This window comes from Planktothrix rubescens CCAP 1459/22 (assembly GCA_904830895.1).
GTDB classification, from domain to species: Bacteria; Cyanobacteriota; Cyanobacteriia; order Cyanobacteriales; family Microcoleaceae; genus Planktothrix; species Planktothrix agardhii.
The window spans coordinates 3512185-3528163 of the sequence record LR882958.1 but is presented as its reverse complement, the minus strand read 5'-3'; the positions used below and the strand labels follow the sequence as shown (position 1 = coordinate 3528163).

Genomic DNA, 15979 nt, shown 5'->3' with positions numbered 1-15979 from the left:
AATCAATGTCTATATCAGAGTTAGAGGGTTCTCAAGAACCCTTAGAGAAAAAAGTCCATTTGCCTAAAACCAGTGAATCCGAGAGTTTAAAACGGATTAGGCATACTGCGTCCCATGTTATGGCAATGGCAGTTCAAAAACTGTTTCCCAAGGCACAAGTCACCATTGGCCCTTGGATTGAAAATGGGTTTTATTATGATTTTGATAGTCCCGAACCCTTTACCGAAAAGGATTTAAAATCCATCCAAAAGGAGATGGTTAAGATTATCAAACGGAAACTCCCCGTAATTCGGGAAGAAGTTAGTCGGGAAGAAGCCCAACAACGCATCCAGAAAATAGGAGAATCCTATAAACTAGAAATCCTACAAGGCCTACAGGAACCCATTACCCTCTATCATCTAGGCGAACAATGGTGGGATTTGTGTGCGGGGCCCCATGTTGAGAATACGGTTGATATTGACCCTAATGCGATTGAACTCGAAAGTGTAGCGGGGGCTTATTGGCGTGGGGATGAAACCAAAGCTCAATTACAACGAATTTATGGGACAGCTTGGGAAACTCCCGAACAATTAGCCGAACATAAACGCCGCAAGCAAGAAGCCATCCGACGTGACCATCGCCGTTTGGGTAAGGAGTTGGGACTGTTTATCTTCTCCGATTTAGTGGGGCCAGGATTACCCCTCTGGACACCGAAAGGAACCCTATTAAGAAGTACCCTAGAAGATTTTCTCAAAAAAGAACAAGTTAAGCGGGGCTATTTAGGTGTAACGACTCCCCATATTGGTCGGGTAGATTTATTTAAAACATCAGGACATTGGCAGAAATATCAAGAAGATATGTTCCCGATGATGGCCGACGATGAGGAAGCCAAGACCAATGAACAGGGATTTGTTTTGAAACCCATGAACTGTCCTTTTCATATCCAAATTTATAAAAGTGAGTTACGTTCCTATCGGGAACTTCCGATGCGGTTAGCAGAATTTGGAACAGTATATCGTTATGAACAATCGGGAGAATTAGGAGGGTTAACCAGGGTTAGAGGTTTCACCGTAGATGATTCCCATTTATTTGTTACTCCTGAACAATTGGATGATGAATTTGTCAAAGTTGTCGATTTAATTCTATTTGTATTTAAGAGTTTACAACTAACCAACTTTAAAGCCAGACTAAGTTTCCGTGACCCTAGTTTAGATAAATATATCGGGTCAGATGAAGTTTGGAATAAATCAGAAGGAGCAATTCGTCGGGCGGTAGAAACTTTAGGAATGAACTACTTTGAAGGGATCGGAGAAGCCGCTTTCTATGGCCCGAAATTAGACTTTATCTTTCAAGATGCTTTAGAAAGAGAATGGCAATTGGGAACAGTTCAAGTTGATTATAATTTACCTGAACGCTTTGATTTAGAATATGTTGCTGAAGATGGAACCCGTCAACGTCCAGTAATGATTCATCGTGCACCCTTTGGTTCTTTGGAACGATTAGTGGGAATATTAATAGAGGAATATGTTGGGGATTTCCCCATCTGGTTAGCACCCGTACAATTTCGACTATTACCCGTGAGCCAAGAATTTCTTCCCTTTGCTCAAGAAATTGCTCTCAGAATGCGGTCTGCTGGAATTCGGGCGGAGGCGGATGCGAGTAGCGAGCGTTTAGGGAAATTAATTAGAAATGCTGAGAAGGATAAAATTCCGGTGATGGCTGTGGTTGGGGCCAAGGAAATAGAAGCAAATTGCTTGAATATCAGAACTCGTGCGGATGGAGAGTTAGGGGCTATTCCGGTTGAGGATGTAATTCAACAACTGCAACAGGCTATTTCTAGTTACGGCAATTTTACCAAGACGGTATAAATTCAGGTTTACACCTGGACAGAACCATCTGATAGGATTGATCTGTCATAACTATAGGCTGGATTTTATAGCAACCGCCAAGGCAGTTAGGACACCAGACGGATCTTGGAACCCAGACGGTGAAGTATTTCCCCCTGTTCCCTCCCCCACCAGCCCTGCGTGCACGGGGGGTTTGGGGGGCTGTTCCGGTGTTCCCTGCTATAAACAATGACTGAAGCATTCGATTCCCCTGGGACATTTTCCATCGGGACATACAATTTATCTTTTATTATGACAACCTTATTCACCGATAAAGTCGGGGCTAACACTATCTTTCGGGTGCTTCAGTTATCGAAAACTATAATAACTATAAAAAAAACCCAAAAAAATTATGAGTGGAACCAAAAAGGAAGTAGAATCTTTGTTGAGTAACCTACCTGATGATTGTTCACTGGAGGATGTGCAATACCATCTCTATGTAATCGAGAAAGTCCGTCATGGACTCAAGATTCACGAAACGACCAGGAATCTCATACAAGAGGAAGCAGAAGGTTTATTAAGTAAATGGGTTATCAAGTAGTTTGGTCGCCTCAAGCCATAGATGATATTGATGCAATTGCTGCTTATATTGCACGAGATTCAATTTCTTATGCGGCGGCGGTTGTCCAGAGAATCATTGAGGTTACGCGCAACTTGAGCAAGGCTCCTGAAGCGGGAATGATTGTTCAAGAATTTGGCGATGAAAACATCCGTGAACAATTTGCTTACACCTATCGAGTCATTTATCAAATCCAAGAAGACATTGTTACCATTGCCTCGGTCATTCATGGCAAAGCCTTATTAAACATTGAATTGAGTCAACAGTAAATTTTTATTTCATCCCCGTAGAGACGCGCCATGGCACGTCTCTACAAGTTTTTCAGGGTTTGGCGAAATGATTTGGCAGCAACTAAAGGATTAGGATGTTGTACATATTCCGCATAATTGTCTCGATAAAGCTGAACTTCTCCCAACTCAAATTTTAGTAAAAGCTGATTGTCGTACCACAAACGCTCATATTCAACACGACATTTATCTTGATCATGACCAATACCCAACTCATATTTATAAATGCCGTTATTACCGATAATCTCTAGCTCAAAACGTTGGACTTGTAAAGTTTGCCAGCGAGTGCAGTCTGATGATAGAAAAATTTTCTCTAGCTTACTATCACCGTTAACAAATTCCTGAATTTTCTGCAAAACTTTAAAAACAGTTGATTTACCCGAGCCATTAGAACCGAGAAATAGATTGATAGAATCAAGATTAAGTTCAAAATTTACCAAACAACGAAAATTATCAATGTAGAGCCGTTTTAGCATAATATTTTTCGATTAAGGTAACACTTAGATAGCCACTAAACACTTACTTTACCATGATTAGTGATTTTTCCAAAGAGAGCCGATGAAATGATCGGGTGATAGGGATGAAAATTTTGATAAATTCACCCCATCACCCCCTCGGTATTAACCGCCAATCATCGTTGGTTGTGGTTCAAAGACGGGGAAAATGCGATCGCCATTGTAATCATTAGAAACTAAAGGATGACCATAATAGGCATCAATTAACAGTTGTTTCAAGTCCTTAATTAAAGGATAACGGGGATTGGCTCCGGTACATTGATCATCAAAAGCTTGGTCAGCAACTTCATCTAATTTAGCCAGAAATTCCGCTTCACTGATATCTTTTAAAACCTCCTTAATTGAAGCCGGAATTCCCACTTGGCGCTTTAATTCTTCGATGGCTAAAATCAAATGATCGATTTTTTGATCTTCGGTGTCTCCCCCTAAGCGCAGATAATCCGCAATCCGAGAATAGCGCCATTTAGCATTCGGATATTTATACTGGGAGAAAGTGGCTTGTTTAAACGGAACATCGGTAGCATTATAACGAATAACGTAACTAATCATTAAGGCATTTGCTAACCCGTGGGGAATGTGGAAAGTCCCGCCTAATTGATGGGCTAAGGAGTGACAAATTCCGAGGAATCCATTAGCAAATGCCATCCCCGCCATAGTAGAAGCATAGTGCATTTTTTCCCGAGCTTTGGGATCATTTGCTCCATTTTCGTAGGAACTGGGCAGGTATTTAAAGATTAACCGAATTGCTTCTAAAGATAACCCATTGGTATATTCCGAAGCTAATACCGAAACATAGGATTCTAAGGCATGGGTTAGGGCATCAACGCCCCCAAAAGAGGTTAAACTTTTGGGCATATTTAACACCAATTCCGGGTCAACAATTGCCATATTTGGGGTTAAGGCATAGTCGGCTAAAGGATATTTAATATTAGTGCGGCGGTCGGTGACAACGGCAAAAGGCGTGACTTCTGACCCGGTTCCAGAGGTAGTAGGAATCGCAACTAACATCGCTTTTTTGCCCAAAGGTGGCAATTCATAAACCCGTTTACGGATATCCATAAACCGCATTGCTAACCCTTCAAATTCGATATCAGGATGTTCATACATCAGCCACATAATTTTAGCTGCATCCATGGGAGAACCGCCACCAATGGCAATAATTACATCGGGTTTAAACGTATTCATTAAGGTTAATCCCCGTTGTACTGTATCTAAAGAAGGGTCGGGTTCAACATCGTAGAACACATCATATTTTATTCCAATTTCCTCTAAAACTCCTTCGAGGGAACGGGTAATTCCTAAATCAAATAGGGGTTTATCGGTGACAATAAATGCCCGTTCTTTTCCAGCTAATTCTCGAATGGCAACGGGTAAAGATCCATATTTGAAATATACTTTGGGAGGAATCCGAAACCAGAGCATATTTTCTCGACGTTCGGCGACGGTTTTAATGTTTAATAAATGCCGAGGTTCGACGTTTTCGCTGATGGAATTTCCGCCCCAACTACCACATCCCAAGGTTAAAGAAGGGTCAAGACGGAAGTTGTAAATATCACCAATAGCTCCTTGAGAAGACGGAGTATTAATTAAAACCCGGGCGGTTTGAACGGTATTTTCAAACCGTTTAATATGGTCGATATTGTTGGGAGAAGTGTATAGAGAAGCGGTATGTCCCCGTCCCCCTAACTGTACTAAAGTATCGGCTTTTACCACCGCATCCTCGAAATCCTTAGCCCGATACATGGCTAAAATCGGAGAAAGTTTTTCATGGGAAAAGGGATCATTTTCATCAACTTCTATCCCTTCTCCAATAATTACCCTGGTTTCTTCGGAAAGGCTAATTCCGGCTAATTCGGCTAATTTTTGCACGGGTTGACCGACAATTTCCCCATTCAAATGTCCGTTCACAAAAATAACCTTTGCCATCCGTTCCCGTTCTTCTGGGGTTAGGAAATAGGCGCCGCGTAGGGTAAATTCTTTCTTGACTTCTTCGTAAACAGAATCAACCACAATTACCGATTGTTCACTAGCACAAATCATGCCATTGTCGAAGGTTTTACTAATAATAATTGAGGAAACGGCCATTTTAATATGGGCGGTATCGTCAATTAAAGCCGGGGTATTCCCCGCCCCGACCCCCAGGGAAGGATTACCGGAAGAATAGGCTGCCCGTACCATTCCTGGCCCTCCAGTGGCTAAAATTAGCTTAATATCCGGGTGCTGCATTAGGGCTTGGGACAGAGGTACGGTGGGTGCATCAATCCAGCCGATAATGTCTTCTGGGGCTCCGGCGGCGACGGCTGCATCTAAGACAATTTTGGCAGCGGCGGTGGTACAATTTTTGGCACGGGGATGGGGAGAAAAAATAATCCCGTTGCGAGTTTTCAAGGCAATTAGGGCTTTAAAAATAGCCGTTGATGTTGGGTTTGTTGTCGGAACAATTCCGGCTAAAATCCCCACGGGTTCGGAGATTTTTTGAAACCCAAAGGATTTGTCTTCTTCGATGACACCACAGGTTTTTTCATGTTTATATTTGTTGTAAATAATTTCTGAAGCAAAGTGGTTTTTAATCACTTTATCCTCTACAACCCCCATTCCGGTTTCTTCTACGGCCATTTTTGCTAAAGGAATCCGGGCAGCATTTGCCGCTAGAGCCGCTTTTTTAAAAATATAGTCTACCTGTTCCTGGGTATAGGTTGCATACTTTTGTTCTGCAACCTTGACCCGTTGGATTAGGGATTCAAGTTGATCAATATTTGTGACTTTTTCCATGATGATATATGCTCCTGTTTCTGTTTGGATTCAGGTTGTTGTGGTGTTCGTTTATATCATAATAGTTTTTGTCGATTTTGGAATCTGGCGGGGACAAAATTACTAGATTTTAATATAAATTTAATATTAATTTAAGATTAAAGCCCTATTTTGAGAGACAGAAACTTTGTATAATTGATCCATAAACTAATCAACTCTTACACTGATAACTAATAACTGATAACTGATAACTGATTTCTATGGTAGCCACAACAACCCGAATTTCCGACCCCGCCCATGATGTCTTACGCTACGAACATCAATCTCTGAATGCGATTTTTAACCCTAAAACCGTTGCTGTGATTGGGGCTACAGAAAAGCCCAATAGTGTTGGTAGAACTCTACTATGGAATTTAATTAGTAGTCCCTTTGGTGGGATGGTTTTTCCCGTTAATCCCCATCGCAATAGTATTTTAGGAATTAAGGCCTATCCTAGTATTAAAGATACTCCAGAACCCGTTGATTTAGCTATCATTGCCACCCCAGCCGCAAGTGTTCCCTCTGTCATGGAAGAATGCGCCATGGCTGGAGTTAAAGGGGTGATTATTCTATCGGCTGGATTCAAAGAAATTGGCCCCAAAGGAATAGAATTAGAACAGAAAATTTTACAGATTGCACGATTAAATAAAATTAGAATTATCGGCCCTAACTGTTTAGGATTAATGAATCCCTTAACCGGACTTAATGCCACCTTTGCTAATGCCATGGCAAAACCGGGAAGCGTTGGCTTTATTAGTCAAAGTGGGGCTTTATGTACTTCTATTTTAGATTGGAGTTTCCGAGAAAATGTCGGTTTTAGTGCCTTCGTTTCCATCGGTTCGATGTTAGATATTGGTTGGGGAGATTTAATTTATTATTTAGGCAATGACCCCCATACTGAAAGTATAGTTATTTATATGGAATCTATCGGGGATGCCCGATCTTTTTTATCCGCAGCTAGAGAAGTAGCCCTGACTAAACCAATTATTGTGATTAAAGCCGGACGCACCGAAGCCGCAGCCAAAGCCGCAGCCTCCCATACCGGAGCCATGGCCGGAAGTGATGATGTCTTAGATGCAGCTTTTCGACGTTGTGGCATCCTGCGAGTGTATCATATTGCCCATTTGTTCTCCATTGCGGAACTTCTCAGTAAACAACCCCGACCCAAAGGGCCGCGACTTACAATTTTAACCAATGCCGGAGGGCCAGGGGTATTAACCACAGATACCCTAATTGGGGAAGGAGGAACCCTAGCCCAACTCTCCGGCGAAACCCTGGAAGCCCTGAATCAAGTGTTACCGCCCCAATGGAGTCATGATAACCCGATTGATATTTTAGGGGATGCTGACCCGGAACGCTATGCGAAAGCCTTTGATATTGTGGTTGAAGATCCGAATAGTGATGGTATTTTAGTGATTCTAACCCCCCAAGCCATGACTGACCCCAGTAAAACGGCGGCACAGTTAAAAGAGCGCTGTCTAAAAATGCCTAATAAACCGATTTTAGCGAGTTGGATGGGGGGCGCGGATGTAGCATCCGGGATCGAAATTCTGAATCAAGCTAATATTGCCACTTTTTCCTATCCCGATTCGGCGGTACGGATGTTTAACTATATGTGGCGCTACACCTATAATTTAAAAGGTTTGTATGAAATCCCTAGTTTACCAAAGTCTAGTGAGGATGAAAGTCTGGTTTGTGATTGTGTGCAACATCTGATTAACTCGGTTTTAGCTGAAGGACGCACCCTATTAACGGAGTTTGAATCTAAGCGCCTACTTTCAGCCTATGGGATTCCCACCGTACAAACCTATATCGCCTCAAATATTGATGCAGCCGTTAACGCAGCCGAACAGTTAGGGTATCCGGTGGTATTGAAACTATTGTCAAAAACGATTACTCATAAAACCGATGTCGGCGGAGTAAAACTCAACCTCAATACCCCAGAAGCCGTCCGTCAAGCCTATACCGCCATTGAAACCTCCGTAACTCAACAGGTGGGGGCCGAACATTTCCAAGGAGTGACGGTACAAAAGATGGTCAAATTAGAAGGCTATGAATTGATTATTGGTAGTAGCCTTGATGTCCAATTTGGCCCGGTGTTATTGTTTGGCATGGGAGGACAATTAGTAGAAGTTTTCAAAGATCGCGCCTTGGCTTTACCTCCTTTAAATACTACCCTTGCCCGGCGGATGATGGAACAAACCAAAATTTATAAAGCCCTGTTAGGGGTGCGGGGACGGCATTCGGTGGATATGGAAGCCTTAAAACAGTTATTAGTCCGGTTTTCTAATTTAGTCGTTGAGCAGCCTTGGATTAAAGAGATTGATATTAACCCTTTATTGGCTTCGGAAAATGAGTTAATTGCCTTAGATGCCCGGGTGGTATTACATTCCCCCGACACCAAACCCGAAGATTTACCTAAACCCGCTATTCGCCCCTATCCTCGGCAATATATCAGCCATTGGACATCCCAAAAAGGTATGGAGATTACGATTCGGCCCATCCGCCCGGAAGATGAACCCTTGATGGTCAAGTTCGATGAAAGTTTATCGGAGGAAAGCGTCTATTTGCGTTATGCTCATTTGGTGAAACTCAGTTCCCGTGTCACCCATGAACGCTTATCACGACTGTGTTTTATTGATTATGATCGGGAAATGGCCTTAGTTGCCGAATATCAACACCCGGAAACAGGGGAAACTAAAATTATTGGGGTGGGACGACTGAGTAAAGGCTATGGTAACGATGAGGTGGAATTTTCCTTACTGGTGAGTGATAGTTACCAACGTCAAGGAATTGGTACGGAGTTATTGCGCCAATTACTGAATATTGCCCGTCAAGAGAAAATGCCTCTAATTTTTGCCGAAATTCTTAGCGATAATCGGATTATGCAGAATATTTGTCAGCAATTAGGATTTACCTTAAATCAGATTATTGGTGAACCGATGGTGAGGGCAGAAATTGAATTTTAATCCACTAGAAACACAAAGCTAAGATATACAGTTTAACTTAATTAAGGTGAAACCCAAAACATTCCTTTAATCCCGTTAGGATCGGCAATAAACCCTAAATTATGATAGAAATTAACGGCTTTGGAACCTGCAAATAAAGTAATATTTTCAATATGTTGCAATCGGAGTTGTTCTAATGTATACTGAATTAGATATTTTCCTAATCCTTGATTTTGAAAATTGGGATGAATTACCACATCCCAAAGGGTGGCATTATAAACGTGATCTGAAACAGCCCGGGTAAACCCAATTAATTGTTTTTGGGTGGGGGTGACAAACCAAAGGGTGACAACTAAAAAACTGTGTTTTAGGGCGATTTTCATGTGTTCATGATCCCGAGTCATCCAACTAACTGCTTCAAAAAGTTGATCTAATTGGCTCAAGTCAAAATTAATATCGGTACTAAAGATAAATTGTTCGAGTTTTTGATTAGCTGCTAAAGGAATATTAAAATTATTGGCGTTGATATCAGTAGTAATACCATCATTATATTTAGACCATTTCTGGGAGTTTTTATCAATATTTTGATGTTGTAAATTAATTGATGTTTCTAAGTCGGTTTTTTTCTGGGAAAGAGTATCAAATTTTTCGGTAATAGAAATCTCATTTGGGTAAAATTCCATCGCAATTTTATATAGAATTAAAGCTGCATTGATTAGGTGTTTTTGTCGGAAAAAATCAGCAATTTTAAGCCAAGCACTTTGATTTTGGCTTAAAAATTGAATAATACTTTGATATTCAGGATACTGTTGATGATTTTGACTCACTTTTTGATAATGAGCGATCGCTAAATCAAACTTTTCAGGTAAATGATATTCTAGGGTTTCCCCTAATTTAGTCGCAATCACGACAAAATCCTGTTCTTGATTAGTTTGGTGAAGAATGACTAAACTTTTCCAATAATTAATGATGGCTAAATTCCATTTTTTTTGCTGCACTAAACCATCGGCTAAATTACAATAAGACCAATGAAAATTGGGGTTTAATTGAATCGCTTTCCGATAAACATGAACCGCTTCTTCCCAATATTTTAATTGTAATAACCCATTCCCTAGATTATGATAAGACCAGGAAAAATTAGGATTGAGTTGAATCGCATGACGATAATTAATAATGGCATCTTGCCATTGTTCTTGTTTCAAAAAAACATCCGCTAAATGGTGATAAAACCAAGAACAATGGGGATTTAATTGGATCGCTTGACGATAATTAGCGATCGCATCTTGCCATTGTTCCTGCTGATCATACAAACGCCCTAAATTTGCATAGGATTCAGCCGATTTGATATCCCTTGCCATCACATTTAAAGAATCGGGTTTTAACGGGTCTTCCTGGGGCATATTTTTCGGCTTAAACAGGAGAATATAATACGGATTCTAAACGCCGTAAGGCGAAATCTAAATCATCATTAATCACTTCAAAATCAAACTCACTAGCCGCGTCCATTTCCGCTCTAGCCCTCATTAAACGCCGTCGAATGGCATCTTCAGAATCCTGACCTCTACCGCGTAAACGCCGTTCTAATTCATCAATAGAAGGAGGCATAATAAAAATGCGTAAAGCCGATGGAAAAGTAGAACGAATTTGTCGAGCACCCTCCAATTCAATCTCTAACAAAACCGATATTCCTGCCTCGATTTTTTCTTTAACAGCAATTAAGGGAGTTCCATAACAATTTCCCGTAAATTCAGCCCATTCTAATAATTCTCCCCGTTCTATCATGTTTTGAAAACAAAGGCGATCGACAAAATAGTAATCTTGTCCATTGATTTCACCCTCCCGGGGAGAACGAGTGGTCACGGAAACGGATAAATGAAGTTCAGGATGATCTTTGATTAGGGAACGAACCAATGTTCCTTTTCCGACCCCACTAGGGCCTGTCATCACAATTAATCGGCCTTTTTTCATGATATTTTAATCACGTTAGACGGTTGCAAACAAAGTAATAGGGAATCCCTGATTTTCCCTTGAACCTGCTGATGGATTCAAGGAATTGAATCGGAGTCTTTCTATCTTCTCATCGGAAAATTGGGTTTGAAACCCCGTCCTTTAGCGATAGCGGAGGACGGCTTTTAAATTTAATTTAAACACAATCTGACCATTTTCATCAACTATGTGCTAGAACGTGAGATATGGAAAAAGCATACAGTTACCGATTTTACCCTACACCGGAACAAGAGTCGCTATTGCGACGCACGTTAGGCTGTGTAAGATTAGTTTAGAATCAGGCACTCCATGAACGAACTCAAGCATGGTACGAAAGACAAGAAAGAGTAGGATATAGTCAAACGTCTTCAATGTTAACTAATTGGAAAAAACAGGAAGATTTAGACTTTTTAAATCAGGTAAGTTGTGTCCCCTTACAACAAGGATTAAGACACTTACAAACAGCCTTTACTAACTTTTTTGCGGGTCGTGCCAAGTATCCTAATTTTAAGAAAAAACATCAAGGAGGTAGTGCGGAATTTACTAAGTCGGCTTTTAAGTTAAAAAACGGACAAATCTACTTAGCGAAATGCTTAGAACCCTTAGCGATTAGATGGTCAAGACAAATCCCAAAAGATTGTGAACCGAGTACCGTAACCGTCAGATTACATCCTTCGGGACGTTGGCATATTTCAATAAGATTTGACGACCCAACCATTAAGCCTTTACCTGTAACAGATAAAGCCATAGGAATTGACTTAGGAATTAGTAGCCTTGTAATTACCAGTGACGGGCAAAAAATAGCCAATCCTAAACATTTTAAAAAACATTATCAGAGATTACGTCAGGCACAAAAAAGTCTGTCTCGAAAACAGAAAGGGTCAAAGAATCGGGAAAAAGCCAGAATCAAAGTAGCCAAGATTCACGCTCAAATCACCGATAGTAGAAAAGACCATTTGCACAAGCTAACGACTCAATTAGTTCGTGAAAACCAAACGATTGTAGTTGAGAACTTAGCGGTAAAAAATCTGGTCAAAAATCCCAAATTAGCCCAGGCAATAGCCGATGTTAGTTGGGGAGAAATCACCCGACAATTAGCCTATAAATGCCGTTGGTATGGGAGAAACTATATCGAAATAGACAGATGGTTTCCTAGTTCTAAACGGTGTAGTAGTTGTGGGCATATTGTGGAAAAAATGCCGTTAAATATTCGAGAATGGGACTGTCCCAACTGTGGGACTCACCATGACCGAGATCTTAACGCCAGTAAAAATATTTTGGCGGCCGGGCTTGCCGTGTCAGACTGTGGAGCGAGTGTAAGACCCGAACAGAGTAAATCTGTGAAGGCAACTGCTAAGAAGCAGAAACCTAAATTGTGAAGTTTAGGAATCACCGTCCGTTTTACGGCGGTGAGGATGTCAAGCTATGCCAATGGAAACCAAGGGGAATACATAACAAATCCGTTAATCATCGCGGGAATTGCCGTCTTTGGTGGTCACAAAGCGGTGGGCAACGGTTTCCGGCTGAATTGCAGAGAGAATAACATGGCTAGAATCCGTAATAATCACCGCCCTAGTTCTACGCCCGTAGGTGGCATCAACTAACTGTCCCCGCTCCCTGGCATCATTAATAATCCGCTTAATCGGAGCCGATTCGGGACTAACAATGGCAATCACCCGATTAGCAGAGACAATATTACCAAAACCAATATTGATTAACTGAATATCCATAAAAATTGAATTGATAGGATCTATCAAAGTTTTTTTCTACAATTCCATCATAGTTAAAATTTATCAGATTTACAACGATTAATTCAGTAAAAATTTTATTTTTTATCTTCTTGAGTTTGCCTTATAGTGTTAAACCAAAGCTAAAAAATAGCCTGTTTTGATCAAGAATAGGAATCACAAAAATCAAAACAGATTCAACAAAATTGACTCGATGATGATTCGGAATTAAAATTTCCCCTGTTACCCATTCCCCATTGCCTATTCCCTACTTCCAACAATCTTATTTTTTAGAACGGATTTAGACTAGCTCTATTCATCCCCGGTTCTAGGAATTTGTGTTAAGCTGACAGATGTTCCTTGGATAATTAATAAGTTATGAAAGCAATTGTTATTCATCAATATGGGTCGCCTGATGTTCTTCGTTATCAAGATATTCCGACCCCAACGATTAAACCGGATCAAGTTTTAGTCAAAATTCATGCTAGTAGTGTTAATCCTGTGGACTGGAAAATTAGGCAGGGATTATTACAACCCGTATCTGGCTACAATTTCCCCAAAGTTTTAGGCTCAGATTTATCAGGGGAAGTGGTGGAAGTCGGCTCACAGGCGACGCGCTGGCGGGCGGGAGATCAGGTTTATGGCTTCGTTAACCCGTTATTTGGAGGAGCCTATGCCGAGTATGTGGCTGTGCCTGCCGGGAATTTGACCTATAAACCTCAAAATATGACTTATGCGGAGGCTGCAACGGTTCCCATAGCTGGATTGACGGCCTTGCAGGGGTTATTAGATTTAGGTCAACTGCGACCCGGACAAAGGGTTTTGATTAATGGGGCGTCTGGCGGTGTGGGAACCTTTGCGGTGCAAATTGCTGTGGCCATGAATGCTGATGTCACGGGGGTTTGCGGGACTTCTAATGTTGATCTTGTTAAACGTTTGGGGGCTCATACGGTGATTGATTACACCCAAGAGGATTTTACCCGGCAAGAAATTCAATACGATATTATTTTTGATGCGGTCGGTAAACAATCCTTTTTTAATTGCGAAAAAATTCTAAAATCCGATGGCATTTATATCTCAACTTTGCCCACAATTGATAATATGGGAGCCACCTTACAAACTTTATTTTTTGCGGGTAAAAAATCAAAATTAGTCCTAGCTCAACCGACTCGTCGAGATTTAGATGCGCTGCGAGATTTGATTGAAGCGGGCAAAATTCAAACGGTAATTGATCGGACTTATCCCTTAAATGATCTAGCCGAAGCCCATACCTATAGTGAGATGGGGCGCACCGTTGGCAAAATTGCAATTACTGTTAATGAAGGGTTACAAACCATTAATATTGATTGATCTGTAACTTTAGGGGCGAGGTCTTCTCGCCCAAACTCTATTAATGTTGAAAATTCAATCCCGCTTGACGAGCCGCCACAATATAGCGGAAAATATATTCTACTAATTCAATATGGTTTTCTGCGGCTTCTGGAGAAGTTGCCCAAACCGTTACCCCATGATTTCTAATTAACAACGCCGGAACATCAGGAGTCATAGTTTTAAACCGTTGAATAATATCTTCAGCAATTCGAGGTACTTCTAAATAGTTCTCAAAAACAGGCATATAGACTTTAGGATTTTCTTGCCAAATTCCTAACCCTTTTAACATTTCAATGGGCGGTAAAGGCAGTTGTTCATGAGCAATAAAGTTTGAGACCAATTTGGCTTCAACTGAATGAACATGATAACAGGCATTTGCATCGGGAAACAAAGAATATATTGCTTGATGAATACTGGTTTCTGCCGAGGGTTTATTGTTAGGAGAAGGGTTTTCTAATATCTCTCCAGTTAGGGACATTCTCACAAAATCCTCTAGGACTAATTTGCCTTTTTGTTTGCTACTAGCAGTAATCCAAAAACTATTATCGGGCATTTTAGCCGAAAGATTTCCAGCCGTCCCTGCCATCCAACCCAGTTGATGAAATTGGCGAGACGCATGAATTAAAGATTGACGGGGATCAGTGTTCATGATCAATTACGAATTATGAATTACGAATTACGAATTGGTTGTTTATCCCCATTTTTCCATCGCCTGTTTAAGAGCGCCAGGGGGCATTTCGTTCACATCAAAGGGTAGACCCCGTTGATACCAGTCAAGGGCTTGGAAGAAGGCATTAACCCCCGCTCCTGGGCCGTTTGGATGCTCCATAATCCCCGTCCCGGCATTCAGAATTACATCATTTCCATAGTCGGATAGGGCTTTGGGGACAATTCCGGGGTGAATTCCAGCCGAAGGTACGGGGAAAACATTCCGCGATCGCAACTGCTCACAAATCCGTTTTTCCTCAACCGGATCAAAGGGTAAACTGCCATAGTGGGCGGGATATAAGACCGCATCCGCCCCGGCATGGGCCATTAAGGTTCCCAAAATCACGGAATAGGAAAAACCCGTATCACCAGACGCACATAACGCCCCCGCCAAGGCAGGATGGGCGAAAATTGGAACATTCAATTCTGGATCGGCGGCTAGGGCTTCTAAGACCGAAAAACCGTAGGTGAGAACGTTTAATAATAGGGCATTTGCCCCTTCTTTCACCAGTATTCGGGCTTTTTCTAATAGGGTTTGGGCGTTTCCAGTAACATTAATAGCATACAAAACCGTGCGCCCGGTTTCTTGTTTAATTTGGTCTAAAATCGGACGACAAGCTCTTAATCTTTCTAGGGTTGGGGCGGTGTTTAAATCCCCCATAATTTCATCATCTTTAATAATATCTAATCCGGCCGTTGCCACTTCTTGTAAAATTGTAGCATGATCCTGGGCTGATAATCCTAAAGCTGGTTTAAATATTGCCATAATTAAAGGACGATCAAAAACTTGTAATTGTTGGCGAATTCCTGATATCCCAAATTTTGCAAAACGACCATAATTTTTATCTAATCTAACCGCAACTATTTTACCGACTCCAGCCATTGAATATTTGCCAAAAATCATCGTTAGTAAACTGGCAATATCGTTTTCAACGTTAATTTCTGGAAATCTAACCGTGGCAATACTATCACATTGTTCGTCGGTTTTTATATTAACAACTTCGGCTAAATGCGATCGCAAATTATCCTCACGATGGCTAAATCTTTCGTCCCAAGTTCCGGCGGTTTGTCCGATAGCAATTACTTTCGCCTGACGCAACGGATCAATATTAGGAGGAAAACGATAATCTACTTCAATGGTCATGGTTTTTTTATTCTAGTAATTTTTATTAAGGATTAAAACTCAATTAACCTGGATTTGATCCCCCTAAATCCCCCGCCCC

At 41.2% G+C, this 15979-nt stretch carries 12 protein-coding genes and 1 pseudogene; 6 read left to right on the top strand and 7 right to left on the bottom strand.

The window, feature by feature from the left end; genetic code table 11:
* The first annotated feature begins 5 nt into the window (after positions 1-5).
* The 3 genes from thrS (at position 6) to NMG86_RS16490 (ending at position 2693) form a co-directional block, all read left to right on the top strand.
* The gene (gene thrS, locus NMG86_RS16500; protein ID WP_026798099.1) at positions 6-1847 is read left to right on the top strand and encodes a threonine--tRNA ligase; all 1842 of its coding nucleotides are present in this window, start codon (positions 6-8) and stop codon (positions 1845-1847) included.
* A 207-nt stretch (positions 1848-2054) separates the two neighbouring features.
* Entirely contained in the window at positions 2055-2258 is a 204-nt protein-coding gene (locus NMG86_RS16495; RefSeq protein ID WP_026798098.1) for a hypothetical protein, read from the top strand.
* A 132-nt stretch (positions 2259-2390) separates the two neighbouring features.
* Complete coding sequence (locus NMG86_RS16490; protein ID WP_026798097.1) at positions 2391-2693, top strand: type II toxin-antitoxin system RelE/ParE family toxin; 303 nt, start codon at positions 2391-2393, stop codon at positions 2691-2693.
* A gap of 41 nt (positions 2694-2734) precedes the next feature.
* Here the strand turns inward: NMG86_RS16490 and NMG86_RS16485 are convergent, their stop codons facing one another.
* A complete protein-coding gene (locus NMG86_RS16485) occupies positions 2735-3187 on the bottom strand; it encodes an AAA family ATPase (protein ID WP_026786045.1) in 453 nt (150 codons plus the stop codon).
* Positions 3188-3331: 144 nt separating this feature from the next.
* The gene (gene adhE, locus NMG86_RS16480; RefSeq protein ID WP_026798096.1) at positions 3332-6001 is read right to left on the bottom strand and encodes a bifunctional acetaldehyde-CoA/alcohol dehydrogenase; all 2670 of its coding nucleotides are present in this window, start codon (positions 5999-6001) and stop codon (positions 3332-3334) included.
* 236 nt (positions 6002-6237) lie between these two features.
* Between adhE and NMG86_RS16475 the strand changes: the two genes are divergently transcribed.
* A complete protein-coding gene (locus NMG86_RS16475) occupies positions 6238-8985 on the top strand; it encodes a bifunctional acetate--CoA ligase family protein/GNAT family N-acetyltransferase (RefSeq protein WP_026798095.1) in 2748 nt (915 codons plus the stop codon).
* 41 nt (positions 8986-9026) lie between these two features.
* Here the strand turns inward: NMG86_RS16475 and NMG86_RS16470 are convergent, their stop codons facing one another.
* Both NMG86_RS16470 and gmk read right to left on the bottom strand, forming a co-directional pair.
* A complete protein-coding gene (locus NMG86_RS16470; protein ID WP_052338756.1) occupies positions 9027-10364 on the bottom strand; it encodes a GNAT family N-acetyltransferase in 1338 nt (445 codons plus the stop codon).
* 10 nt (positions 10365-10374) lie between these two features.
* Positions 10375-10932, bottom strand: a complete 558-nt coding sequence (gene gmk, locus NMG86_RS16465) for a guanylate kinase (RefSeq protein ID WP_026794779.1) — start codon at positions 10930-10932, stop codon at positions 10375-10377.
* A gap of 224 nt (positions 10933-11156) precedes the next feature.
* Here gmk and NMG86_RS16460 point away from each other — a divergent pair.
* Positions 11157-12329: pseudogene (locus NMG86_RS16460) on the top strand (RNA-guided endonuclease InsQ/TnpB family protein).
* A gap of 84 nt (positions 12330-12413) precedes the next feature.
* Here the strand turns inward: NMG86_RS16460 and remA are convergent.
* Positions 12414-12680, bottom strand: a complete 267-nt coding sequence (gene remA, locus NMG86_RS16455; protein WP_026786051.1) for an extracellular matrix/biofilm regulator RemA — start codon at positions 12678-12680, stop codon at positions 12414-12416.
* Positions 12681-13055: 375 nt separating this feature from the next.
* Between remA and NMG86_RS16450 the strand changes: the two genes are divergently transcribed.
* Positions 13056-14027: an NAD(P)-dependent alcohol dehydrogenase gene (locus NMG86_RS16450; RefSeq protein ID WP_026798092.1), complete on the top strand. Its 972-nt coding sequence runs from the start codon at positions 13056-13058 to the stop codon at positions 14025-14027.
* 40 nt (positions 14028-14067) lie between these two features.
* Here the strand turns inward: NMG86_RS16450 and mtnB are convergent, their stop codons facing one another.
* Together mtnB and NMG86_RS16440 are read right to left on the bottom strand one after the other, a co-directional pair.
* Positions 14068-14697, bottom strand: a complete 630-nt coding sequence (gene mtnB / locus NMG86_RS16445) for a methylthioribulose 1-phosphate dehydratase (RefSeq protein ID WP_026798091.1) — start codon at positions 14695-14697, stop codon at positions 14068-14070.
* A 42-nt stretch (positions 14698-14739) separates the two neighbouring features.
* Positions 14740-15900, bottom strand: a complete 1161-nt coding sequence (locus tag NMG86_RS16440; RefSeq protein WP_026798090.1) for a RuBisCO large subunit C-terminal-like domain-containing protein — start codon at positions 15898-15900, stop codon at positions 14740-14742.
* Positions 15901-15979 lie beyond the last annotated feature (79 nt).

Bases quoted from the DNA above. Each gene is read 5' to 3' on its own strand.
- NMG86_RS16485 (WP_026786045.1), bottom strand. From the start codon at position 3,187: ATGCTAAAACGGCTCTACATTGATAATTTTCGTTGTTTGGTAAATTTT.
- NMG86_RS16490 (WP_026798097.1), top strand. From the start codon at position 2,391: ATGGGTTATCAAGTAGTTTGGTCGCCTCAAGCCATAGATGATATTGAT.
- NMG86_RS16450 (WP_026798092.1), top strand. From the start codon at position 13,056: ATGAAAGCAATTGTTATTCATCAATATGGGTCGCCTGATGTTCTTCGT.
- NMG86_RS16440 (WP_026798090.1), bottom strand. From the start codon at position 15,900: ATGACCATTGAAGTAGATTATCGTTTTCCTCCTAATATTGATCCGTTG.
- thrS (WP_026798099.1), top strand. From the start codon at position 6: ATGTCTATATCAGAGTTAGAGGGTTCTCAAGAACCCTTAGAGAAAAAA.
- NMG86_RS16475 (WP_026798095.1), top strand. From the start codon at position 6,238: ATGGTAGCCACAACAACCCGAATTTCCGACCCCGCCCATGATGTCTTA.
- NMG86_RS16470 (WP_052338756.1), bottom strand. From the start codon at position 10,364: ATGCCCCAGGAAGACCCGTTAAAACCCGATTCTTTAAATGTGATGGCA.
- NMG86_RS16495 (WP_026798098.1), top strand. From the start codon at position 2,055: ATGACTGAAGCATTCGATTCCCCTGGGACATTTTCCATCGGGACATAC.
- gmk (WP_026794779.1), bottom strand. From the start codon at position 10,932: ATGAAAAAAGGCCGATTAATTGTGATGACAGGCCCTAGTGGGGTCGGA.
- mtnB (WP_026798091.1), bottom strand. From the start codon at position 14,697: ATGAACACTGATCCCCGTCAATCTTTAATTCATGCGTCTCGCCAATTT.
- remA (WP_026786051.1), bottom strand. From the start codon at position 12,680: ATGGATATTCAGTTAATCAATATTGGTTTTGGTAATATTGTCTCTGCT.